This is a genomic window from Bacillus cereus group sp. BfR-BA-01524 (genome assembly GCF_022662595.1).
Lineage (GTDB): Bacteria > Bacillota > Bacilli > Bacillales > Bacillaceae_G > Bacillus_A > Bacillus_A thuringiensis_S.
On the sequence record NZ_JAKUDW010000002.1, the window covers coordinates 16,079 to 40,747 of the forward strand.

Genomic DNA, 24,669 nt, shown 5'->3' on the forward strand with positions numbered 1-24,669 from the left:
CAATAGGGGGTAAAATGATGAAAGGGTATTTGAAAATAGTCATGTTATTTTTGGCTTTAGCATGTATGTTTGCGCTAGCAGCATGTAAAGGGACAGACGAAAAAAAGGAAACAAATCCGACCTTGGAAAATAATAAAAATGAACAAAGCAATTCTTCAGAAGAACAGAAAAATCCTGAAGCAAAACCAAGTAATGAAAAAACAACAAAACCATCAACTGAGCCAGATTCGAAAAATAGAACATTTAATCAAAAATCGATTAACCACGTTAAAGATTTGTTTGAATTAGCAAAAGAAGGAAAAGTACCTAATGTACCATTTGGAGCCCATACAGGGGATATTGAAGAAATAGAAAAAGCATGGGGGAAAGCGAATAAAACCGAACAAGCAGGGAACGGAATATATGCAACTTTTACAAATAAAAATGTTGTTTTTGGATTTAATAAAGGGTCACAAGTTTTTGATGTACGCTCATATCATGCAGAACTGAAATCGATTACATTACAAGAAATTGAAAAAGCATTAGGAAAACCATCTTCAGTTAAAGAGAATGGTGAAGACAAAATATATGTATACAAAGTAAATAACCAGTATGAATTAAAATTTGTCATTCCAAAATCGACTGGTAAGGTAGATCATATTTCCGTATTTTCACCAGAGGATAGTATTAATAAAATGGCAGGATAAGAAATTAAGTGATTTCAAAAACACCTCACTTTCTTTAAGTGAGGTGTTTTTAGTTGTAAACAAGGAACTTCTCCTTTCATATGCGAAATACTTCACTTTTGTTTTTTTGCATGCATCCAATAAGGAATGTTGACCTACTGAAAAAGTAGTAACCTATAAATTATGTGTAGGATGGTTCACGATTTTTTTACGTTCCAAATGTTGAACAAACAGTGCTTGAACGATGCCCCCAACTAATAAGAAGCAAGCGCAAATATAAAAAAGCATACTACCACTTAGTTTACTTAATAAAACTGCACCAATAACTGGTCCACACGTTCGAGATATATCCCAATGTATACCGTAAATTGAAAAATATAACCCACGTTTATCAGGAGGTGCAATTTCTGAAACGAATCGTAATAAATGGTTTAGAGCAATACTTTCTCCAATGACTAAAAAGAGTAAGGTGAAGAATAACGACAATATCGTCGTTGAATAACTAAAGCCAACTGCAGCTATTGTAAAGCAGGTATAAGAAATAAGGATGATTTTCGCCATAGAAAATCGTTCAGACCATTTTACGAGGAAGATTTGTAGAATGATTTCCAAAATGGCTTTGCATGTTGAAATAAATGCGAGTATGAATACGAGATTAGGAAATACATGTTCTGCGAAAATACGATAATTCGTCTCAGTTTGTGCATAAAAAAAGCTAATAGGAAGTGTAGAAACCATAAGACCGAATATGGCGTAATGTTTAAAAACAAATTGCTTTGGTGAACTTGCCTCAACTGTTTGTTTTGACTTACTTATAGGTGGAACGGTTTCTGGGAGCTGTGTCCAAACAACAACGGCATATATCGTAAGGGTTACGCTTTGCACGATAAATAAATATTCTGGGTGAGTATTATAAAAACTTGCACCGATTAAAGGGCCGATTACAGATCCAATTGCTCCCATCGTTTGTAGAAGAGCAAAAATTTCTGCTTGCTGCTCTTTTTTTGTTAAATCAGCAATTTGTGCACGTTGAGCCGGAATATATAAGGAACGGCCAATGCCATTAATGACATATAACAGTGCAAATATAAAAACGGATTGAGCGAAAACGAAACTACCGATTGCAACACTTTGTAGCAATAAGCCGAGTAACATAATCTTTTTTCGACCATATTTATCAGTAATCCCTCCAGCAATAAGTGTAAACAAAATGTCTGAAAGTGGCTGTAATCCGAAAATCAGCATAGTTATTATTACATTGCCGTTTAACATTTTATTAACGTAAATAATCATAATGATAGCTAGCATAGATTCAGTCGTTCGGGTTAATAATTCACCACACAGTCTAATAAAAATAGGTTTATTGTAACGAAGTAAGAGATAATTCAATATTAATTCCTCCTTTCTATATTGAAATGATAAGATGAAAGAAGAATTGGAAAAAGGGTAGAAACAATAGGGAGTATTTTTCACCTTTTAGGGGGATTATGATGTTTATTTTAGATCAATACATTGAACTATGGATTGCTTATGGAAAAGGGAAAAAAGAGGGAGAACGATTGGAAGTAACAGTGCAAAATATATCTGAAACATTATTTTGTACAGAGCGTAATAGTAAATTAATTATAAAAAAATTAGATGAGTTAAATTGGATCAAGTGGTTTCCAGGTCGCGGCAGGGGAAATCGTTCTAAGTTAATATTTCAAAAGCACCCGATATCTTTAATTTTAGATAGAGGAAAAGAAATAACGAAAAAAGGGGATGTGAAAAGCGGAAGCATATTTGTGGAACGCTATAGCTCACATTTTCCGTCAGTAAAGGGAGAATATCACTGCTGGGTGGATTCAATATTTGGTCATAAGATTGAAATGACATCTGAAGGGAGAAGAGATGTACTCCGGTTGCAAGTACAAATGAATTTAGATATCACATTAGATCCTGTATACGCTACAATGCGTTCAGAATGTCATATGGTAAAACATATATTCGACACACTCGTGTATGTAGACGGTAATACAAACATTATAGAGCCAAGACTTGCATTTCACTGGGAATATAATGACGCTGAAAAAATATGGACGTTTTATTTACGAAAAGGAGTTCACTTTCATAATGGAAAACAACTTACTGCACATGATGTTATATACTCATTGAATCGATTTATGAAGCTGGAAAATAATGCACACGCATGGATGTTACAACACGTTGAAAGTATCCGTTCAGTGGATGACTACGTTGTCGAAATTCAATTACATACGGAAAATAAAATGTTTTTACATATGATAAGTGCAGAACAGTGTTCTATCGTGAATGAAGATGAAGCAGGAGAGCTAATTGGAACAGGGTCTTTTCAATTATATAAAAGTAATGAAAATCTGTTCATTTTAGAAGGTCATCCTTTATATTTTCGTGAAAGACCTTTTTTAGATCGTGTTGAGTTGTGGAATGTAGAACAAGGTGTAAGTACATACGATGTTTTAGTAAAGGCGCAGTATAAAGATAAAGAAAAACATAATAAAGAATTGTCTCGGCTTGAGTCGAACGTGACATATATAACATGTAATCTTACGAAAGAAGGACCAATGCAAGATGAGTTATTTCGGAAAGCGTTATATAAAATCATTCATGGTTATACAATCGTTCAAGAACTCGGCGGAGAACGTGGAGAAGTGGCAAAGAAACTAATATTAGCAGGTGAAAGCATTGTAGAGATTGAGGAAGATGTAGAAAGTTTAATTAAAAGGAGTACTTATCATAATGAAGTGCTACAGCTCTACACATTTACAGGACGAGATCATGTTGAAGATGCACAATGGATACAAAAAGAGTGTGCGAAGTACGGGATTCGTGTAGAAAATAATTTTCTTGATATAGAAGAGCTATTGGAAGTAAGTACGATACAAAAGGCTGATATGATGCATGATAGTGCCACAATAAGCGAACGAATAGAAGATAGTCTATTATATATGTTTCTTACAAAAAATAGTTTTATTCATGGACAAAGCAACATGGACTTTTATGAAAAGTTGTCTATTTATTTTAAACAAGAAGAATTAGAGAAAAGAGTTACATTGTTACGCGATATTGAGGATACTTTGTTACGTCAAATTCATATTATTCCTTTGTATCGTAATAAACAAGAGGTAAGTACACATGAAAAAGTCCAAAATATAATGATTAATTCACAAGGTTGGATTGATTTTTATAATATTTGGTTTAAATCTTGATATATAAGGGCTTTTGCGCATTTTCATAAGATGTGTAAGAGCCTTTTTTGTATGTGGGAATAGGTTTGTTTTACACATTGTTACGCTACTTGTGATAAAAGTCTATTTACAGCGTAACAGTGTTATGTTACATTGTTATCAGGAAGGAGTGTTATACAGTTGAGTACAGATTTGATTTCAAAAAAAGATTTATTAGAACTAACTGGCATTTCATACGGACAGTTATATAGGTGGAAAAGAAAAAATTTAATACCGGAAGATTGGTTTGTACGAAAGTCAACATTCACGGGTCAAGAGACATTTTTTCCGAAAGAAAAGATATTAGAGCGTATTGATAAAATCCAAACGATGAAAGAGGATTTATCACTTGATGAACTAGCGAATATGTTTTCACCGAGTGTGAGAGAAATTCTTTTAACAAAGGAAGACATTTTACGTAAGGAGATTGCATCAGAACCAGTTTTACAATTTTTCATAGAACAAACGAATAAAACAGCAGAGTTTCAATTTGTAGATATTCTTTATGTGTACATGTTAGAAGAATTATTACAATCGGGAGATATTAGTTTAGAAGAAGGAAAAATGGTCTTGCAAGTTTTACGTGAAAATTATGAAGCAATTAAACATAAAACTTGTGATTTAATCATTGTACGAAAGTTAGGGATTTCTACATGTTTATTAGTTTCAAACGTGGAAGATTTAATTTTTGAAAAAGGCACTAAAATCGTTTTACGCGAAGCGATTATGAAATATACCGAAGCATTAAAAACGAAATTGTTGTAGTGGAGGAGAAAGTATGCGTACAGATAATTTGATTATAAATGGTTACGGTTCATCGAATGGTGGCGAGTTTCATAAAGTGCAATTAAACGGAAAAGGTACTGTGAATGGAAATGTTGAATGTGACCAATTTGAATGTAACGGTTACGGTGCCGTTACTGGAAATTTGAAAAGTAGCAATGCAAGAATTAGTGGATCAGGTAAAATCGACGGTACAGTTCATGCTGAAACGATGCGAATTGATGGAAAAGCAACAATTACGCAAGATGTGAAGGCAAACAGTTTGAAAATTGCAGGAAAAGGTACGGTAGGTGGAAATGTTACTGGTGAAGAATTTAAAGTCAATGGTCAAGCGACAATTGATGGTAATTGTGAAGTGGATACGTTTTCTTCAGAAGGACAATTTACAATTGGTGGATTACTAAGCGCTGATGAAATAAATATTAATATTCACGGTACATGTCGAGCGAAAGAAATTGGTGGTCAAACGATTAAAGTAAAACATAGACTAAGTACTTTTAGTAGGCTGTTTAAATCAGTATTTGGTATGCAATTAGAGGCTGAACTATTAGAAGGTGACAATATCGATATTGATTATGCTCACATAAGAACGGTAAGAGGAAATAATGTTACGGTAGGACCGAACTGTGAGATTGAACTGATCGAATATACGGGTGTTCTTACTGTTGATAAAAGCGCAAATGTAAAAGAAATTAAGCAGATTTAATGGAAGGGAGAAAATGATATGGAACATCAACATAGTCTTACTGTTAATGGTTCTGGTAGTTCAGCAGGCGGAGATTATAATAAAGTGAAGATTCGCGGTGAAGGAACGATTTCTAATGACATGAGCTGTAATGAATTTAAAACGTACGGCACGAGTGAAGTGTGCGGTAATATGAAAGTGAAAAGTTATGTCGTGTATGGAGATAGTGAAGTACAAGGAAATGTAGATGCGGAATATGTAAAAGTATACGGAAATACACAAATGCATAGTGATGCTCATATTGAAAAAATAAAAGTAAGAGGTATGATAGAAGTTAAGGGGAAATTAACTGGTGATTTCGTAGATGTGAAAGGCGCTTTAAATGTAAAAGGAGATATTGAAGTTGAAGAACTATCACTAACTGGTGGCCTTGAAAGTGATGGATTACTTAATGCTGAAAATATTGAAATTTCACTTCGTTATGAAGGTAGCAAAGTAAGAGAAATTGGCGGTAAGAAGATTACCGTTCGTAAAAAAGCGAGATTTATTCCATTTACAAATCATGCTGGAAGCCTCCAAACGTCTATCATTGAAGGAGATGAGATTTATTTAGAGCATACGATTGCTGAAGTAGTAAGAGGAAACAACGTTACCATTGGTCCAGGATGTGAAATTAGTGTTGTAGAATATCATACTAGTTTTAACCAAAAAGGTAATGCAGTTGTAAAAGAACATAAACAAATATAAGTAGTACGAGGGAGAGCAAGGTTATGGTTGAGAAGAATAATAAGCTCGGCTTTGTTGTGGCGGGCTTATTGCTAGGTATTTTAATGGCATCAATGGATAATACCATTGTCGTAACAGCGATGGGCACAATTGTTGGTGACTTAGGAGGCCTTGAAAACTTTGTATGGGTCGTTTCTGCCTATATGGTCGCAGAAATGGCAGGTATGCCGATATTCGGTAAACTATCAGATATGTATGGTAGAAAGAGATTTTTTATTTTTGGTTTAATCGTCTTTATGATTGGTTCGGCACTTTGTGGTACTGCTGAAAATATTACACAGTTAGGTATTTATCGTGCGATTCAAGGTATTGGCGGCGGGGCATTAGTGCCGATCGCGTTTACTATCGTTTTTGATATTTTCCCTCCTGAAAAGCGCGGGAAAATGGGTGGGTTATTCGGAGCGGTATTTGGTTTATCAAGTATTTTTGGGCCGTTACTTGGTGCGTATATTACAGATTACATAAGCTGGCACTGGGTATTTTATATTAACTTACCACTTGGCATTTTAGCACTTATTTTTATTACATTCTTTTATAAAGAATCACGAGTTCATAGAAAGCAAAAAATTGATTGGTTTGGCGCAATTACTTTAGTTGGTGCAGTAGTTTCTTTAATGTTTGCACTTGAACTTGGCGGACAAAAGTATGATTGGGATTCTAACTTTATTTTAAGTTTATTTGGTGGATTCGCTATTTTAATTATTGCATTCATTTTTATTGAACGTAAAGTAGAAGAACCGATCATTTCATTTGAGATGTTTAAACAACGTTTGTTCGGAATGAGTACAATTATTGCTTTATGTTACGGAGCTGCGTTTATGTCAGCAACTGTGTACATTCCGTTATTTATTCAAGGTGTATACGGTGGTACCGCAACAAACTCAGGATTATTACTTTTACCGATGATGTTAGGATCAGTCGTAACAGCGCAGTTAGGCGGATTTTTAACAACTAAACTTAGCTACCGAAACATCATGATTATTTCTGCGGTTATTATGCTAATTGGATTATTCTTATTAAGCACGTTAACGCCAGAAACAAGTCGTGCATTATTAACAGTTTATATGATTATTATCGGATTTGGAGTCGGTTTCTCATTCTCTGTACTAAGTATGGCAGCTATTCACAACTTCGGTATGGAACAGCGCGGGTCTGCGACTTCGACGAGTAATTTCATTCGTTCATTAGGTATGACACTTGGTATTACAATCTTTGGAATGATCCAAAGAACAGGTTTCCAAGATCAATTAGAAGAAGCGTTTAAAGGTATGAGCGGGGGAATGAATACAACATTAGGGGATTCAAGAGCCATTTTATCAGAATCGGCAAGATCTCAAATACCTCCGCAAATATTAGATAAGATTATTGACGCTCTTTCTAGTTCAATTGTTCAAACATTCATGTGGGCATTGGTACCAGCTGGATTAGCATTCATATTCATTTTCTTTATGGGAAATGAGCGCATGGTAATTAAGAAACAACAAAAGAATAAAAAGAGCGAAACATCAAAAGCGTAATGAAAAAGCTCCTTTCCAATTGGAAAGGAGCTTTTTCGTATGTATGGTGTTAGATTAGCCTTCGATAATTTCGTATTCTTCGTCTGCAAGTAATAAAATTTGTGTTTTCTTACCTTTGTTTTGAACTTCGATTACATCGTATGCACCTAAGTCTCTTACTTTGCTTTGAGAAGCGTTAACCATAACTTCCATAGAATCAATTAAGATATCTTCTTCAATGTATGATTCAGGCAATGCCATATCTTCAGTTTCTAATACACATGCGTATAGATTTTGTAAGTTTTCAGCAGTTGGGTTTTGTTCCTCAACATCAATGATGTTTTTTACTACTTCCATATTTTCTTCTTTTACTTGGTATACTTTAATTTTAGCCATTGTTTTAATCTCCTTTATAACGTAATCGTAGAGGCTACACTTCATTATAACGTTTTTTTCATGAAAGATGAAATTGTTATATGTATTTATAGTAAAAATTATGTGTTCTTACTCATTATTGGTGTAATTACCTTACTAATATTATGAATAAACGATATTCCTACGTTAAAGTTATATTGTCCAAGCTTTTTTGTTTTCCTTTCATATATATGTATTAGTTATTCTATATAGAGAAGGGATGGAGTGTAAGTGGATTGTGAGCCGAAACGTGATTGTGGATGTTGCCAAAATAGTATATGTGAATTTTTACAAAGTCTAGAACCGTATACTAAAGTTGAAAGTATTGTAATAGCAGGAAACGAAATCGTTGTATCCTATTTTCTTTCATTTAATGCGATGAAAGGGATTGTATCATTCGTACAAGAAGACAGTGAGGTTATTTTTGTAGATTGCTCAAAAATTGATGCAATCCGAATAGGAAAAGTTTGTAGTTGCAAATCGAAAGTTAAATATATTGAAGAGGACTTTAGCCTGCTAGGAAATGTTTGCCCGCAATGTTTAACGGAGGGGAGTAGAATCTTTTTCGATTTTAATAATCCGGAATTAAATGTGTCTTTCCAAGCAACAACAATTAATCCACCTAGATGTACTGAATTTACAGATGAACTTGGGAATGTAGTAAAGCAAATTACTATAGTAGGCGAGGCGATTGTTTCTAGGGATTTCGTTCAAGTGCCTGAACTGTTAGGTTTTCGATTGCTTTTATCGCATCCAGCTGGAGATCCTTTAAACTACGGATTGTTATTTATTAATTTTCCTGATGCAATTTTTATTTTTATATTGGCATCAAGTGGATACCTTTCCATTTCGAACTGTTTAAAAATAGATAGTGGAACTGGTAATGCCGAAATAGAAGATCTGAAAAAAATGATAAAGGATGACGATAACACGTACAAATCGGTTGTTAAATTGACTAAAGTATATAAGAACGGCGCGACGGAATCTTTTATTTATAAAAATGAGTTATAACATATCTATTGATTAACCCTCTTACATTATATTGAGGGTTTTTACATATATGAGGTGGATTGTAGTATTAAAGTAAGTGCTTTGTTAATAGGAGTGTTAAAAGTTAATTATTAATAGGTAAGAGTAATTTCCTATTACAGAACTGTTTATTACAATAAATTATTTCAGTAAAGCTAGGGAAATACTATTTAAGTAATCTAAATATAGTAAGGGCATAACAGATAATATAGGTAAAACAAATAAGAAAAGGGCTATTTAAGCAGCCCTTTTTTAATTATGTAATTAGCTCTTAGAAGTCTTTATTGTTTTTGTAAAGTTTTCCAAAACTGATATAATGTTTGATCAAGAATTGAATTATTTACTAAATTCTTTTTGAGCTGTCCTATAGCTTCCGATGATATTTTGGTAACTTGGGAGATGTTTAGCAAGTAAATTTCCAAAGCCTTCAATATCATTTCGCCAGTCACGCTGTAATTCTGCTGCCACGCTAAACCAGTTCATTAATTGGACTCCTCCGTGGGCCATGCGCATTAGGGCAGCATCAGCAACTTGTTTACTAAAAGTTCCGGATGCATCGGTTACAACAAACACTTCATAACCTGCCTTTACAGCTGATAACGCTGGGAAAGCAACACAAACATCAGTAACTACTCCTGCGATAATTAATTGTTTTTTACCAGTTGCCTCAATAGCTTTGACAAACTCTTCATTGTCCCATGCATTAATTTGTCCAGGGCGCGCTATTTTAGACGCATTGGGAAATAATTCAATTAATTCTTGCATAAGTGGACCATTAGGACCGTCTTCGAAGCTAGTTGTTAAAATAACTGGTAAATCAAAAAAATTAGCGGTATTAGCAAGCGCTAAAACATTATTCTTGAACTCATCAACACCGTAGTCACGCACAAGGCTGGAGATAAGACCAGTTTGATGATCCACTAAAAGAACAGCGGCATCACTTTTTGAAAGACGAGAATAGAAATCAGACATTTTATAATCCCCCTTAAAAAGCTTATTTATAAATTAATCTTACATTTATTCAGCTTAATTGGATATATGGTTAAAACTTTATCAACAAATAGGTTTCATTTAGATAATAAGATATATATATTCTGAAGTCGAAAAAGTGAGGTACTCTTTTTTTATTAGATGTTATAATAATTTTATATTTGCGAATAATTTATAATTATATAAAAATTTAGTTTGATAGGTGTTTGCTTATATGGTAAATGGTCGATTGAAAAATTATATAAGTTGATTCTTAAAGATTTAGAATAAGATTGATTTTATAGAAGGCGGGAATGTAAATGATATATGAAGCGAATATGCATACAGGAAAAAAACTAGTTTCTATGTTTGATGATTTCAATAACGTTGTTTTACTTTCTTATTTACAAGGGCATATGGGTACTGCTTGGGTAAATGATCTTGAAAATCCAACAGTAGCACAAGTTACGGTAGGAATTTTCACATTTTACGCTGGAGACCCAAATGTGCAAGAAACAGAAGAGTTATTACGTAATATTCCTGAAAGAATTTTAGTTATCGTAAATAGTGAAGAGTGGAAACAACGCTTAGAAACATTCCATGAAAGAAAAATAGATAAGTTTTTACGCTATAAGTTCAAACGAAATTCAGAAGGTTTTAATCGTTCGAAATTACAGTCTTTTATATCAATACTTCCAAAAGGATATGAGTTAAAAAGAATAGATGAGCATATCGCAAATAGCCCTACATTACATAAAATCTCCGAAGATTTTACAAGTCAATTTCAGTCGGTAGAAGATTATATAAACCGTGGTATAGGTTATAGCATTTTATATAACGGAGAAGTTGTATGCGGTGCATCCTCGTATAGTATTTATAATGATGGAATTGAAATTGAAGTAGCGACTGATCACAATCATAGAAGAAAAGGTTTGGCAACTGTAGTTAGTGCAGCTCTTATATTGGATTGCTTAGAAAATGGAAAGTATCCAAACTGGGACGCAGCGAATACTACATCTGCTAACCTGGCAGAAAAGTTAGGATATGTTTTTGATAAAGCGTATGATACTTATTTTGTGGATAATAGATGAGTGAAGGAATTACATACTAAAAAATAAATGCGCCCTAGTACATAAGTCTAGGGCGCATTTATTAGTTGGTAAATATCTTCATAACAATCTTATCACATTTTATCTTTTGAATGTTTGGAATTAAAGATATTTATGTAACTTTTTGAAAAAATAAAAGAGCAGCTAGCAAAAGCTAACTGCTTCTCTCCAAGGGAGAATGGAGAAATACAATCATGTTACCTATAGTATTGACGGAACATTAAGTTTTAATCAGCCATTTATAAAAGGAGAGATAAAATATCTTTGATTAATCCTTAGGCTCCGATTAGGAGTACTGATAGAAAAACGATTGAGAATATACTTTTTTATTCCGCATTAAAGGGCAGTAAAACCCCCACTGATTAAAGTTTCACTTTATTACATTTACAATTTAAATAGTAGAACGTGTTTTTCGTAGTTCTCCAAACACCAATTATATTTTTTTAGAATAATTGGATGGACTGCTTCTTTCGTAGTATCGACTTCAGTATAGCCATATTTCTTATAAAAGTTTTCTAATTCCTCAAAAGGAAGACAATATACATCTTGTATTTGTGATTTTCTCGCAGTTTCTACTAAAAATGAAACAAGCTCACCAGCTAATTGTAGCCCTCTAAATTGAGGCAGAATAAAAATTCCGCCCATTTCTAAAGTATCTGCATCTAGTTGGACTAATCGTCCAACACCTGCATACTCGTTGTTATATGTAATAATTGCAACTTTATCTCTCTTTAAATCACTTCTTACAAACCCTATCGATTCATATTGATTATTAATCCATTCTAAATCATTAGATGTAGCTAGTTGAATACTCATGTGCATCCTCCTTTGGCCAACTTGCGCTATTTTCATTATATAGAAAATAATTTTAGGAAAAAAGTAGTTGGAATCGCATAATTTTCATTAATAGTTCAAGTTTTGAAGAATAGTGCATACAATATAAAGTGTTTTCCTTTCTTCATTTAAGTTTTACGTATATAATTTAAAAGTACTATTTTTATTTTATTATTTTATATTTATAACAGAATAGAGGTTTAAAAATGGGTGTTAAAATCATTACGGATAGTGCGGCGGATTTACCAGTAGAATTGCTGCAAGCATATGATATTGATTTAATTCCACTCCGTGTATATGATGAAGCAGAAACAGAGTATTTAGATGGAGTAACATTAGAGTCAGTTACATTATTGCAAAAAATGAGAGAAGGCGCTGTTTATAGAACGTCATTGCCTTCACTTGAAACTTTCCAAGAAAAATTTGTTTCTTATGCAAAAGAAGGTAATCCTTGTATATATTTAGCTTTTTCATCTGAACTATCTGGTACATATCAATCATCAGTTGTCATTAAAGAGGAAGTAAAAGAAACATATACAGATTTAGATTTAGAAATTATTGATACGAAATGTGCTTCGCTTGGTCAAGGTCTTGTCGTTTTAGAAGCTGCTAAAATGGCAAAAGACGGCGCATCAAAAGAAGATATTTTAAACCGTGTCGCTTTTCTAATGAACCATATGGAGCACATCTTTACTGTAGCTGACTTACAGTACCTTGTTAGAGGTGGACGTTTAAGTAAAGTAGCTGGTTTTATCGGTGGTTTACTAAACATTAAGCCGATCTTAAACGTGGAAGAAGGAAAACTTGTACCACTTGAAAAGGTACGAGGGAAAAAGAAAGTACTTGGCCGAATTGTAGATATTATGGAAGAGCGCGGAAAAGACCTTAAAGGTCAAACAATTGCTATGACTCATGGCGACGACTTAGAAACAGCTGAAGCATTAAAATCATTAATTACGGAAAGATTTGGCTGTGAAGTATTTATCGTAAATACAATTGGTGCAGCAATCGGAGCACATACAGGTCCTGGCGTTATAACGTTATTTTTCTTAAATGAAGTAGAGTAAAGGATTGATCTTTTGATCAATCCTTTTTTATTTTTTAATCTGTGATAATCGGTCGATATGGTATTGATGAAGATAAAATCTTTGAAGTTTTCCTATATCAAATGCCCTCTTGTAGAGGGAGTATTTTTTATATGTGGAATGATACTTAATGGTAGAAGAAAAGAGTATAAATACGAATGTATTTATAGGAATCTGAATATTTAATGATATCGAAATTTTGTCATTTCATATATAATTGTGTAGGGAGAAATATCTGTAACTATTTGTAAAAATAGGAGGCGGCTATAAAAATGCAAGAAATTTCTAGATGGGATTTAAATCGATTGTATTTGAATGAGGATATTCTATTTCCGATTTTGGAGTTGAAAGAGCAATATTTTGTAACAAAAGATGTAGAGGTTCTTTCAAAGCTTATACAAGCTATTGAAAAAGCGGAATACTATTTCTACTGTCAATCGGTTGAAGAAAGTGTTTCATCTGACCTTACTAAATTGACTGTGAAAGTGAAGGAACTAAAAAGTGAAGTACAGCAAGTAATAAAACATAATGAAGTGGAAACTTCAGATAATACTAAGTTAATAAAAGATGAACTTAATGCGTGGGAAAATATGTACATACAATTACGGGATAGAATAGAAATAGAGCACAATAATAAACTATTATCCTTTGGACAAGCAAATACTATTGCAATGAATAGTGATAATGAAAAGGAAAGATTAGAAGTATTCGAGTTACTTACAAATGCATTAAATAAAGAAAAAGAAATCTTTGCTACTGTATTAAATCAAATAGGAAGATTGCGTAATACAAAGAGTAATGACATAGAAGATAGAGAGATTTTAACACAATCTTTTCATGCGAATGGCATTTCAGAAACTGTATTATTACAAATGTGGAATGTGACAGAAGAAAATCTTGATAAATTAGTAAGTGCTTTAAACATGTATAAGAAAGGGAAGGCTTCGATTACATGGCATGAACTTATGACAGTAAAGGAAAGTAATGAGGTTACTATTCCTTTTTCAGTAGCAGTACAAAACGTTTATGATGCATGTAAAAATATTGATGAAGAATTAGCAGAATTTGCACGTAATGCGATAGAAAGTGGATGGATAGATGCTGAACCGAGAGAGAATAAACCATCAGGTGGGTTTTGTGCTCCATTTTTCAGTGAGAAAGAATCGAGAATCTCCATGCGTTATGATGGGAGTATAGATAGTGTAAGAGTGCTGGCTCATGAATTAGGACATGCTTGGCATTTTTATAATATGAGTTTTGAACAATCTACATCTTTTTTAGATGATTATTTGCCGATGAGTACGGCTGAATCAGCATCTATTTTCTTTGAAACGGTACTCTTAAATTATCTAATTGAAACAACGGATAGTAAAGATATGAAAAAGGCATTGCTTAGCTGGAAAATAAGAAATAGTTTTAATTATGTAATGGCAATACGAGCATCGTATCAGTTTGAAAAAACATTTTATGAAAAATGTAAAGAGGGTCTATTAAGTGCTGATGAAATTGAGAAATTATCTATAATGGCACAAAAAGAAGCATATGGAAATGCTTTAAGTGAATACCAGCTGTTTGTATGGATGAAATATATTCAATTTTATATAGCAGATGTTCCTTTTTACAATTATCCATACACATTTGGATATTTAGTAAGTTTTAGTTTATTAGAAATAGCTCAAGAAAGTAAAAGTACTTTTCATCCGAAATATAAAGAGTTTTTACGAGAAACAGGAAAGGCTCCAGTAGAGGAGCTTATGAAAAAATATTTTGAAATAGATATAAGGAATTATGAATTTTGGAATAAGGCTTTTATTCAAATTTCTAAAGACATTGATGAATATTTGCAGCTTATTTAAGGAGAGAGTATAGTGGATCAGCAGTTTATAAAAGGTATACCTTTTTCAACTTTAGAATATGCAAAAGCTATAAGTTTATTAAAAGGTTGGCTACATGAGCAGCAAGAGAAACCAAGGTTTGTAGTAACTGCAAATCCTGAAATTGTTATGTCTGCAAGGGAAAATACGGAAAAAGCAAAGCGCTTTAAAAAGATGTTACTATCTGCGGATTTAATAACAGCGGACGGGATTGGTGTCATAATTGGCTCGAAAATATTAAAAGGAACTTTGAAAGAACGTGTTACTGGGGCGGATTTAACTCGTGATTTAATAAAATATTGTAACGACAATGAATATCGTGTCTTTCTTTTTGGAGCCGCTCCAGAAAGTAATAAAAAGGCATTAGAAAAATTAAATGAGCAGTTCCCAGGAGCACAGTTTAAAGGACAGCATGGATTTGTAAATGGTGAAGAAATAGAAAAAATAAAAATAAAAATTAAGCAATTCAAGCCGCATTTACTACTCGTAGGACTAGGTTCACCAAAACAAGAAGAGTTCATCTATGAAAACATACAAACATTAAACGTTCCGCTATCTATTGGTATCGGAGGCATGATTGATATAATATCTGGTACTGTAAAAAGAGCGCCGAAAATAATGAGGGATACTGGAACTGAATGGCTGTATAGGTTACTCTCACAGCCAAAAAGGTTAAAGAGACAACTTGTACTTCCGAAATTTTTATTGTCGGTTATGTTAGAGAGAGTGAAAGGAATGCCAAGTTAAGAAAGGACAAGTAAGATGATAGAGCCGTTATCTAATGAAAAAGCTACAATCATTTTTCAAGAGTTGAAAGTAGAATGCGAAACTTTATTTGAATTTAAAATTCGAAATGCAATACCTATTCATCGTGGTTGGCTAAATTTGAAGTGGAAACTCGAAACGGATGCAGGGGATTTTGTATTAAAGCAATATAATCAAGAACGGTACAAAATGTATAACTCGGACCTTTTAATACAAGCATTACAACAACAGCAAAGATTACATAATAATGGTGTAAGTTGTCCAAAGGTATTAATTTATAAAAATAATGTAATGCATATATCAAAAAGTGATGAAAGATTTATAGTATTAGAACATAAGGAAGGTAGCTTAGTTTCACCAGGAAAAGTGAATCAAAAGGAAATTCACTCTCTTGGTCAGACGATAGGTTATATACATAACTTGTTAAATGATGGCTCTTTAATAAAAGGAGAAAATCCTAAATTTGTTCCACCTATTAAAGAGGCAAGATTGAAACATTGGGAAGATAAAAGGAGAGAAGTAGAGAATCTAGGAAAAGAGCACATTCTCCCTTATATAAAATTACAACAAGAGGCAACACAATTGGTAAGTGTAGATCAATTTCATAATAGCAAATGTGGATGGGTGCACCGTGATTTATGGGTAGATAATTTCTTGTTTCTTAATGATAAAGTATCAGCGATTCTTGATTTTGATCGCATGGATTACGATTATGTAGAGTTAGATATTGGCCGTGTAGTTATATCGTGTGCATTAAGTGACGGAGTATTAAATAAGAGTCTTGTTGCATCATTTTTAGAAGGGTACCGCAATGAATTAGAGTTTCCAGTAGGGAATATTATTCGGGCAATTCAAATGCTTTGGTACATGGAGAGTACTTGGTGGATCCATGCCAATATGGATCAGCATAGTGTACCACCTTCACGCTTTGCAGATGAAATGAATTGGATAGCTGAAAATTATGGTGTATTACATAATATATTGGCCGACTTATAAATAAAGAGGAGACTACATACATGAACAGAATCGGTATTATTGGAGCAATGCAAATTGAAATAGATTTACTTTTAGAAAAACTAGTTATACAAGAGGAACAGACAATAGCGGGAATGCCTTTTTATATTGGAGAATTCATGGGAATAGAAGTAATTATTACACGTTCTGGTGTAGGGAAAGTAAATGCAGCTGCATGCGCGCAAACATTAATTCATAAATTTGAGGTAGACTCTATTATTAATACGGGCGTTGCTGGCGGATTACATTCAGATGTAAAAGTCGGCGATATAGTTATTTCAACTAACGTTACTCATCATGATGTAAGTAAAACTCAAATGAAAAATTTATTTCCGTTCCAAGAGGAATTTATAGCAAGTAAGGAATTGGTAGAGTTAGCACGTAAAGCTTGTATTAGTAGTAGTTTACAGATTGCAGTTCATGAAGAAAGAATTGTCAGCGGTGAATGTTTTGTTGAAGATTCAAAGTTAAAGGCGAAATTAATAGACCAATACGCACCTCATTGTACAGAAATGGAAGGGGCAGCAATTGGACATGTTGCCTACATAAATGATATACCGTTTCTCATTATAAGATGTATTTCTGACAGCGCAGATGATGAAGCTCAAATTTCTTATGATGACTTCGCGAAAACTGCTGCGAATTATTGCTCAGAAATTATTATTGAGATGCTTAAAAATATAAAGAGTAAAACTGTACTATAGTTCAAAAGGAGTGAATGAGATGTTACAAGCATTAATTTTTGATATGGACGGAACGTTATTTCAAACAGATAAAATTTTAGAATTATCATTAGATGATACTTTTGATCACTTAAGATCACTACAATTATGGGATACAGTAACACCAATTGATAAATATAGAGAAATTATGGGTGTGCCGTTACCGCAAGTTTGGGAAGCTTTATTACCGGACCATTCTATTGAAGTAAGAGAACAAACAGATGCGTATTTTTTAGATAGACTTATTGAAAACATAAAAAGTGGAATAGGCGCTTTATATCCAAATGTAAAAGAAATATTTACATATATAAAAGAAAATAATTGTTCAATTTACATTGCTAGTAATGGTTTGAAAGAATATTTACGAGCAATCGTAACTTATTATGCTTTAGACAAGTGGGTGACTGAAACGTTTAGTATTGAACAAATACAATCGCTAAATAAAGGTGACTTAGTTAAAAGTATTATGAATAAATATGATATAAAAGAGGCAGCGGTAGTTGGTGACCGGCTATCTGATATAAATGCAGCGAAAGACAACGGTTTACTTGCAATTGGGTGTAATTTTGATTTTGCGCAAGAAGATGAACTTGCTCAGGCTGATGTAGTAATAGATGATTTAATGGAGTTGAAGGGGATATTATCTGAAGTGAAGAATACGCACGCTATGAATTAAATAAGTTAACAACCATAAAAATGCTCAGAATAAATGATTCTCGAGCGTTTTTATGTATTTTCATACTTAGGGGGAATGGACTTGAAAGATATACATATTCAACAAATAGAAAATTTAATGGAATATGAATTCAGCCATCTCGTTCAAGACAGTGAAGAAGAAGGTTTTAATTTCCTTATAAGGCTAATAAATGAATATAAAAACAAAATAAATGTATTCAATAAAACTGGAGAATGTGTATATGGTGTTTTCCAAGGTGATATGTTAATTGGAGTTGGAGGTTTAAATGCGGATCCGTACACAAAAGACAATAAAATTGGGCGGCTAAGGAGATTTTATATTTCAAAGGATTCTCGGCGTATAGGGGTAGGGAACTTATTATTAAACCAGCTATTATGTCATGCGGAAAAGTATTTTGAAGTGATTGTATTATATGCTGACACAAAGCAAGGGGATGTGTTTTATACTGCAAATGGATTTGTAAAAGGGGGAGTATATAAGGGATCGAGTCACTACAAACTATTATAGAGAGTGCTATCCAAAGAATAGCTACGAACAGGGTTTTTGTTGGTAAATCGATATATCTTAAAAATCGCTGATATATATATGAAGTTGCGACCCTTATATTAAAAAACAACTTTTATAATTTCATTTACTAAATTGTTATTATAAAAAAGAGCACCTTAGCTTTTAAAATTTAGCTTATAAGGTGGCTCCTTTTCAGTCAATTACGTTTTAACCTTCATTTGTTTCAATAATAATCCTGGTTTACCTTTTACATAATAAAAATGCGGATTATTTTCATCATCGTAAAGCATAATATAAGGCTTTTCATTTAGTGGGAGTAGTATAAGTACTTCGTCTATTGTAGTGTGTAACCATTGATTAGTAATAGAAACCGGCTTAGATAATGGGATTTTTATCATATAGCCATCTTTTGGAACGACATTTAAGTTTTTAAATGGACCAGTAATTGCTTTAGCGTATTGAACTGCTTCTTTTTGGACTACTGGATCTAAAGATTGTTTTTGAATGACCATTTCTTTTTGACAATCAAACACTTCAATTTGTTGATTTGTATTTGCGAACGCATTTGTTGATAATAGAAATAAAAGAAGAGAAATGACCCCGATTTTTTTTATCATAATACAACACCTCACCATTACTATCCCCTCAAAAGCTTTAAATATTTTTCTGTCACATTCATGTAACAAAGATGTTGTATGATACAATTGGTTTTTGTTTAAAAGCAATGGAGGAAAAAATATGAAAGTTTTAATTGCAGATGACGAACAAGATATGTTAAGAATTTTAAAAGCTTATTTTGAAAAAGAAGGCTTCGAAGTTTTATTAGCGAAAGACGGAGAGGAAGCACTTCAAATGTTTTATGATGAAAAAATTGATTTAGCTATTTTGGATTGGATGATGCCGAAACATAGTGGTATTACTGTCTGTCAGGAAATAAAAAAGAATTCAAGCGTAAAAGTGTTAATGCTTACGGCGAAAAGTGAAAGCGAAGATGAATTAGCAGCGCTTCAAAGTGGGGCAGATGAGTACGTAAAAAAACCATTTCATCCAGGAGTACTAATTACGCGAGCGAAAAAGCTTATTCAGCATGATGATATTATTCAAGTACAAGATGTAAAGATAAATTTCGCCAAAAATAAAGTATATAAAAATGATATAGAGTTAGAAATTACAAAAACAGAGCTCGAATTAATAAAATGCTTTTTAAATCATAAAGGAACGATTTTAACTCGTAAAAAATTGCTAGATATTGTATGGGGATTTGACTATTTTGGAGAAGAGAGAACGGTTGATACACATGTAAGAAGGCTGCGTAAAAAAATTGGAGAAAATATTATTAAGACGCATCGCGGGCTGGGCTATAGTTTGGAGGAACAAAGTGAATAAACTTGGGAAAAAGTTATTTTTCAGTATTTCTGCAACTGTTATTCTCATCTTTATGATTTCATTATTATTCATTAACAATCTCTTACCGAACTATAATATTTATAAAACACGTGAAAACTTAAATAAATTTACAACACAAATACAAAATACAACAGTGGAAAATATAGAGGATGTTATTCATACAATTGAAAGTGAAAATAACGTTACAATTGCGTATACGCCAATTAATCAGTCAGAAGATGCTATGAACGAAGCGTTACGCATGCAACTTACGAAAAAGAAAGTAACTTTAAATAAGCTTTGGATTACGAAAGACGAAGTTATGAAAGTGAAGACGGAAGGACAATCGAATAAACTGTACGATCAAGGAAAGGTAAAAGCGAGTTTTTTTGCTAAATATATTGCGAAAGATGATACGATAATTTTAATTGGGACTTCCATTGCGAATTCAAATGAAATTATAAATACGTTAAATACATTTTACTTATACATCGTATGTTTCTCGCTCCTTCTTATTATTTTACTTGTGTGGATACTTTCAAAAATAATAACGACGCCACTGAAAGAGCTAAGTGATGTAGCTCAGGATATTTCACATTTGCAGTTTAAAAGAACGAAAGTGAAAACGAATGATGAAATAGGAGAGTTGGCCAATAGTATTAATATCATGAGCGAAAAACTACATGAAGCACATCAAGATTTAACTGATCGTAATGAACATTTAAAACGATTTATGGGTGATGTGACGCATGAATTAAAGACACCGATCGCATTAGTAAAAGCATACTCTATGGGGATTAAAGATGGATTAGATGATGGGACTTATGTAGATACAATTATTAAACAAACAGATCAAATATCAAATTTAATTGAAGAACTATTACGATTTTCTAAACTAGAAAGAGATATTTTACAAAAAGAAGAATTCCCCATTGAATCACTGGTCCAGAGTATATTAGATAAGCATCAGATAGAACTGGATTCGAAAGAAATTAACTTGCAAGTAAACTGTAATACGAGCGATACAATCGTTTATGCAGATTTAAATAAAATGAGAATGGTGTTTCAAAATTTAATTTCTAATGCAATAAAATATTCAGCAAATCAAAACATAATAATTACTTTAGAAGATAGAAATAAAAGTATATATTTTCAAATAAAAAATGGCATTCATACGGAAAAAATTAAAGATATCGATAAAATTTGGGAGCCTTTTTACGTACTAGAATCTTCTCGTAGTAAAGAAAAATCAGGTACAGGATTAGGACTAGCGATAGTGAAAAGTATTTTAGAAAGACATGGTTTTGAATATGGAGTTTCCTCTATAGATGGAGAAATTCAATTTTATATAAATGTGAAAAAGGATTAATGAAAATATTAGTCCTTTTTGCAGCTTTAGAGGTTAGCGATACAGGATGAATCACCATAATTTTCAAAATCGATGTATTAAATGGAGAATTAGCAAATGTTCTACTTTCATTAAATTCACGTGAAGTTCACAGGGAAACGTTATATTTACATAGTTACATTTGAATTTAATGAAGTGAGGTATTCGGATTTGAAAAGAAAGAAATTAGTAATTGGTAGCATTTTAATGGGGATGACGTTATCTTTATCTGCATGTGGTTCATCAGATAATATTGTAACTACAAAATCAGGAAGCATTTCAGAAAGTGATTTTAACAAAAAATTAAAAGAAAACTACGGTAAACAGAATTTATCTGAAATGGTAGTAGAGAAAGTATTAAATGATAAATATAAAGTTACGGATGAAGAGGTAACGAAACAACTGAAAGAATTAAAAGACAAGATGGGCGATAATTTTAGTACATATATGGAATCTAATGGTGTGAAAAATGAAGATCAGTTGAAAGAGAAATTAAAGCTTACTTTCGCTTTTGAAAAAGCTATTAGAGCAACCGTAACGGAAAAAGATATTAAAGATCACTATAAGCCAAAGCTTCAAGTTAGCCATATTTTAGTGAAAGATGAAAAGACAGCAAAAGAAATTAAAGAAAAATTAAATAGTGGCGAAGATTTCGCGGCATTGGCTAAACAATATTCAGAGGATCCAGGTTCTAAAGAAAAAGGTGGAGAACTATCTGAATTTGGACCTGGTATGATGGTGAAAGAATTTGAGGATGCTGCGTATAAGTTAGAAGTTGGTCAATTGAGTGAACCTGTTAAATCTTCTTTCGGATATCATATTATTAAGCTAACGGATAAAAAAGAGCTTAAACCGTATGAGGAAGAGAAAGAGAATATTCGTAAAGAATTAGAACAGCAACGTATACAAGATCCTCAATTCCATCAACAAGTTACTAGAGATCTGCTTAAAAATGCAGATATAAAGATATCTGATAAAGACTTGAAAGATACCTTTAAAGAGTTGGAAAAATAATAAATGGAATGTAAGGCAATCGATAGAAATATTGGTTGTCTTTTTCTCTATTTATCCCGCTATTTGCCGGGCAGTAAGACCCCCACCTCAAAATTTAGCGGAAGCAAAGAAGTTAGGTGGGGGCCCTGCTGCTCGTAAACGCCCGATTGGTGAGTGCTGATTAAAGTTTCACTTTATAAAGAAGGAGGGAGTGGGAAAATACTTTCACACCTGCATTAAATTTTACTTAATAAGAAATCTTTGAGTTTCTCAACTTTTATATAAAAATAAAACTGAATTTTCAGTTATTTTGTTATATAGTAAAAGAGAACGAATAAGGGGAGGGAACATTTTGAGTAAAAAGAAAATGGCAATTACACTGTCAGCAATGCTATCTGCAACAATTATACCTAGCTTTACTATGGATGTGCATGCAGAGAAGAAGGAAGAGACTAAAAATACGAAAATTGAATTAGAAAATGGGATGACAAAACCGATTTATTTTCTCGATGAAGCCATTATCGAAAATTTATATGTAGAGACAGAAGTTGATAGTGATCGAGACGGTAAGAAAGACAGAGTATCGATAAAAGTTATGCGTCCAAAGACAGATCCGAATGTGAAGGTTCCTGTTATTTATGAAATGAGTCCATATCGATCTGGATTAAAAGATGTTCCTGTATATAATGTAGATGAAGAATTGTATGCGTATGAAGGAAAACCGTATGGAGCGGTTAATCTTGGTTCGTATGGGAACTATTACGTGCCAAGAGGTTATGCAGTTATTCTAGGCGAAAGTATCGGTACTGGAAAATCAGATGGATGCCCTACAACTGGAGATGAACAAGAAATATTCGGTACAAAGTCTGTTATTGATTGGGTAAACGGTCGCGCGAAAGCATTTACAGAACAGGGTGAGGAAGTTCAGGCAAATTGGTCTACAGGAAATGTAGGTATGACTGGAGTTTCTTATAATGGTACACTACCAAATGCTGTTGCGACTACTGGAGTTGAAGGTTTAAAAACAATTATTCCAATCGCAGCAATTAGTAGTTGGTATGATTATTATCGAGCAAATGGTGCAGTCATTGCTCCAGGTGGATATCAAGGAGAAGATACAGATAATATGGCAGAAGCAGTACTAACAAGAGAAAATCCTGAAGTTTGCGGGCAAGTAATAAAAGAGTTAACAGCTGGTCAGGACCGGAAAACTGGTAATTATAATGATTTTTGGGATAAACGCAATTATGTAAAAGATGCTAAAAGTGTAAAAGCAAGCGTATTTGTTGTTCATGGTTTAAATGATTGGAATGTTAAGACGAAGCAGTTCGCGCAATGGTGGGATGCACTCGGAGAAAATAATGTTCCTCGTAAAATGTGGCTACACCAAGGTGGTCATGGTGGGACATCAAGTAATAACTGGCAGCAAACACAAAATAAATGGTTAGATTATTGGTTGTATGGAATTGAAAATGGAATTATGGATGAACCAATGGTTGATGTGCAAAGAGAAAATAAATCGTGGCAAAAGATAAAAAATTGGCCAGATCCAGCGGCTGTACCTTCAAAAATCCGTATGTATTTAAGTAATAAATCAGTCAATTTGCCACTAAGTATGGGATCGGCTAATAAAGTTTTCTCATTCTTAGATGATGCACAAATGAAATCAAATCAATTAGTAGCAAACCCAGAATTAGAAGTAGCCAATCGATTAGTATATACAATGCCCGTACTTCAAAAAGATACACGCATAAGTGGTACACCAAAGATTTCAATTACAGGAAATATTGATCGATCTGTATCAAATTTAACAGCATTACTTGTTGACTATGGAGGAACGAAGCCGGAAATCGTAACACGAGGCTGGATGGATCCACAAAACTTAAAGAGTATAGAAAATTCAACAGCGATTCAACCGGGCAAAGATTATACATTTACATGGGACATGCAGCCAGATGATTATGTCTTTAAAGCTGGACATCAAATAGGGGTTGTTTTAATTGCTAGCGACTATGATTATACAATTAGACCGAAAGCGGGCACGAAACTTACAGTGAAATTAAGTGAAGTGACATTGCCGATTGTGAAATAAATATTTTTTACAAAGAGCTTACTAAAGTAAGCTTTTTATTTTATAGTTTGAATTTTTAATTTTATATTTCGAATTGGAAGGTTATGTAATACAATATCATTATATTCTATGGAAGGTGAGTGATATATTATG

General features: G+C 33.0%; 24 protein-coding genes. 19 read left to right on the top strand and 5 right to left on the bottom strand.

Annotated elements, in window-relative coordinates:
- Nucleotides 1-14 precede the first annotated feature (14 nt).
- Nucleotides 15-686: a YjgB family protein gene (locus tag MR170_RS00940; protein ID WP_042968965.1), complete on the top strand. Its 672-nt coding sequence runs from the start codon at nucleotides 15-17 to the stop codon at nucleotides 684-686.
- 153 nt (nucleotides 687-839) lie between these two features.
- Here MR170_RS00940 and MR170_RS00945 read toward each other — a convergent pair whose 3' ends face one another.
- Complete coding sequence (locus tag MR170_RS00945) at nucleotides 840-2,054, bottom strand: MDR family MFS transporter (RefSeq protein WP_029442585.1); 1,215 nt, start codon at nucleotides 2,052-2,054, stop codon at nucleotides 840-842.
- A gap of 101 nt (nucleotides 2,055-2,155) precedes the next feature.
- Between MR170_RS00945 and MR170_RS00950 the strand changes: the two genes are divergently transcribed.
- The 5 genes from MR170_RS00950 to MR170_RS00970 all read left to right on the top strand — a co-directional run bounded on the left by MR170_RS00950 (nucleotide 2,156) and on the right by MR170_RS00970 (nucleotide 7,681).
- The gene (locus MR170_RS00950; protein WP_226606956.1) at nucleotides 2,156-3,892 is read left to right on the top strand and encodes an ABC transporter substrate-binding protein; all 1,737 of its coding nucleotides are present in this window, start codon (nucleotides 2,156-2,158) and stop codon (nucleotides 3,890-3,892) included.
- A gap of 159 nt (nucleotides 3,893-4,051) precedes the next feature.
- Nucleotides 4,052-4,675: a YhbD family protein gene (locus MR170_RS00955; protein WP_016081229.1), complete on the top strand. Its 624-nt coding sequence runs from the start codon at nucleotides 4,052-4,054 to the stop codon at nucleotides 4,673-4,675.
- A 13-nt stretch (nucleotides 4,676-4,688) separates the two neighbouring features.
- Nucleotides 4,689-5,399, top strand: a complete 711-nt coding sequence (locus MR170_RS00960; protein WP_016081230.1) for a bactofilin family protein — start codon at nucleotides 4,689-4,691, stop codon at nucleotides 5,397-5,399.
- 18 nt (nucleotides 5,400-5,417) lie between these two features.
- Nucleotides 5,418-6,125, top strand: coding sequence for a polymer-forming cytoskeletal protein (locus MR170_RS00965; protein WP_000401031.1), 708 nt, complete (start codon nucleotides 5,418-5,420; stop codon nucleotides 6,123-6,125).
- Between the two features lie 23 nt (nucleotides 6,126-6,148).
- The gene (locus MR170_RS00970; protein ID WP_016081232.1) at nucleotides 6,149-7,681 is read left to right on the top strand and encodes an MDR family MFS transporter; all 1,533 of its coding nucleotides are present in this window, start codon (nucleotides 6,149-6,151) and stop codon (nucleotides 7,679-7,681) included.
- Between the two features lie 54 nt (nucleotides 7,682-7,735).
- On the opposite strand, the gene MR170_RS00975 is transcribed toward MR170_RS00970, so the two are convergent.
- Complete coding sequence (locus tag MR170_RS00975; protein ID WP_016081233.1) at nucleotides 7,736-8,056, bottom strand: hypothetical protein; 321 nt, start codon at nucleotides 8,054-8,056, stop codon at nucleotides 7,736-7,738.
- A 249-nt stretch (nucleotides 8,057-8,305) separates the two neighbouring features.
- On the opposite strand from MR170_RS00975, the gene MR170_RS00980 reads away from it, so the two are divergent.
- Complete coding sequence (locus MR170_RS00980) at nucleotides 8,306-9,085, top strand: BC_2878 family exosporium-associated protein (protein WP_029442582.1); 780 nt, start codon at nucleotides 8,306-8,308, stop codon at nucleotides 9,083-9,085.
- A 354-nt stretch (nucleotides 9,086-9,439) separates the two neighbouring features.
- On the opposite strand, the gene ycaC is transcribed toward MR170_RS00980, so the two are convergent.
- The gene (gene ycaC / locus MR170_RS00985; protein ID WP_016081235.1) at nucleotides 9,440-10,075 is read right to left on the bottom strand and encodes an isochorismate family cysteine hydrolase YcaC; all 636 of its coding nucleotides are present in this window, start codon (nucleotides 10,073-10,075) and stop codon (nucleotides 9,440-9,442) included.
- A 317-nt stretch (nucleotides 10,076-10,392) separates the two neighbouring features.
- On the opposite strand from ycaC, the gene MR170_RS00990 reads away from it, so the two are divergent.
- Entirely contained in the window at nucleotides 10,393-11,163 is a 771-nt protein-coding gene (locus MR170_RS00990; protein WP_242306799.1) for a GNAT family N-acetyltransferase, read from the top strand.
- A gap of 402 nt (nucleotides 11,164-11,565) precedes the next feature.
- On the opposite strand, the gene MR170_RS00995 is transcribed toward MR170_RS00990, so the two are convergent.
- Nucleotides 11,566-11,997, bottom strand: coding sequence for a GNAT family N-acetyltransferase (locus tag MR170_RS00995; RefSeq protein ID WP_016081237.1), 432 nt, complete (start codon nucleotides 11,995-11,997; stop codon nucleotides 11,566-11,568).
- A gap of 224 nt (nucleotides 11,998-12,221) precedes the next feature.
- On the opposite strand from MR170_RS00995, the gene MR170_RS01000 reads away from it, so the two are divergent.
- From MR170_RS01000 to MR170_RS01030, 7 genes are all read left to right on the top strand, one after another.
- Complete coding sequence (locus MR170_RS01000) at nucleotides 12,222-13,082, top strand: DegV family protein (protein WP_242306801.1); 861 nt, start codon at nucleotides 12,222-12,224, stop codon at nucleotides 13,080-13,082.
- A 290-nt stretch (nucleotides 13,083-13,372) separates the two neighbouring features.
- Nucleotides 13,373-14,956 (top strand): M3 family metallopeptidase, encoded by a 1,584-nt coding sequence (locus tag MR170_RS01005; protein ID WP_242306803.1) that lies wholly within the window; start codon nucleotides 13,373-13,375, stop codon nucleotides 14,954-14,956.
- 12 nt (nucleotides 14,957-14,968) lie between these two features.
- Nucleotides 14,969-15,721: a WecB/TagA/CpsF family glycosyltransferase gene (locus MR170_RS01010; protein ID WP_242306805.1), complete on the top strand. Its 753-nt coding sequence runs from the start codon at nucleotides 14,969-14,971 to the stop codon at nucleotides 15,719-15,721.
- A gap of 15 nt (nucleotides 15,722-15,736) precedes the next feature.
- Nucleotides 15,737-16,735 (top strand): phosphotransferase, encoded by a 999-nt coding sequence (locus tag MR170_RS01015; protein WP_242306807.1) that lies wholly within the window; start codon nucleotides 15,737-15,739, stop codon nucleotides 16,733-16,735.
- Nucleotides 16,736-16,755: 20 nt separating this feature from the next.
- Nucleotides 16,756-17,457: a 5'-methylthioadenosine/adenosylhomocysteine nucleosidase gene (locus MR170_RS01020; protein ID WP_242306809.1), complete on the top strand. Its 702-nt coding sequence runs from the start codon at nucleotides 16,756-16,758 to the stop codon at nucleotides 17,455-17,457.
- 19 nt (nucleotides 17,458-17,476) lie between these two features.
- Nucleotides 17,477-18,151, top strand: a complete 675-nt coding sequence (locus MR170_RS01025; protein WP_016081243.1) for an HAD hydrolase-like protein — start codon at nucleotides 17,477-17,479, stop codon at nucleotides 18,149-18,151.
- A gap of 33 nt (nucleotides 18,152-18,184) precedes the next feature.
- Nucleotides 18,185-18,679 carry a GNAT family N-acetyltransferase gene (locus MR170_RS01030; RefSeq protein WP_242306811.1) on the top strand — a complete coding sequence of 165 codons (495 nt, stop codon included), beginning with the start codon at nucleotides 18,185-18,187 and terminating at the stop codon, nucleotides 18,677-18,679.
- Nucleotides 18,680-18,879: 200 nt separating this feature from the next.
- On the opposite strand, the gene MR170_RS01035 is transcribed toward MR170_RS01030, so the two are convergent.
- Nucleotides 18,880-19,296: a hypothetical protein gene (locus tag MR170_RS01035; RefSeq protein WP_029442576.1), complete on the bottom strand. Its 417-nt coding sequence runs from the start codon at nucleotides 19,294-19,296 to the stop codon at nucleotides 18,880-18,882.
- 121 nt (nucleotides 19,297-19,417) lie between these two features.
- Between MR170_RS01035 and MR170_RS01040 the strand changes: the two genes are divergently transcribed.
- From MR170_RS01040 to MR170_RS01055, 4 genes are all read left to right on the top strand, one after another.
- Nucleotides 19,418-20,065 carry a response regulator transcription factor gene (locus MR170_RS01040; RefSeq protein ID WP_000865984.1) on the top strand — a complete coding sequence of 216 codons (648 nt, stop codon included), beginning with the start codon at nucleotides 19,418-19,420 and terminating at the stop codon, nucleotides 20,063-20,065.
- Nucleotides 20,058-21,434 (top strand): sensor histidine kinase, encoded by a 1,377-nt coding sequence (locus MR170_RS01045; RefSeq protein ID WP_029442574.1) that lies wholly within the window; start codon nucleotides 20,058-20,060, stop codon nucleotides 21,432-21,434. Before MR170_RS01040 ends, MR170_RS01045 begins: the two co-directional genes overlap by 8 nt.
- A 189-nt stretch (nucleotides 21,435-21,623) precedes the next feature.
- The gene (locus tag MR170_RS01050) at nucleotides 21,624-22,466 is read left to right on the top strand and encodes a peptidylprolyl isomerase PrsA (RefSeq protein WP_242306813.1); all 843 of its coding nucleotides are present in this window, start codon (nucleotides 21,624-21,626) and stop codon (nucleotides 22,464-22,466) included.
- 331 nt (nucleotides 22,467-22,797) lie between these two features.
- Nucleotides 22,798-24,537: a Xaa-Pro dipeptidyl-peptidase gene (locus MR170_RS01055; RefSeq protein WP_242306815.1), complete on the top strand. Its 1,740-nt coding sequence runs from the start codon at nucleotides 22,798-22,800 to the stop codon at nucleotides 24,535-24,537.
- Nucleotides 24,538-24,669 lie beyond the last annotated feature (132 nt).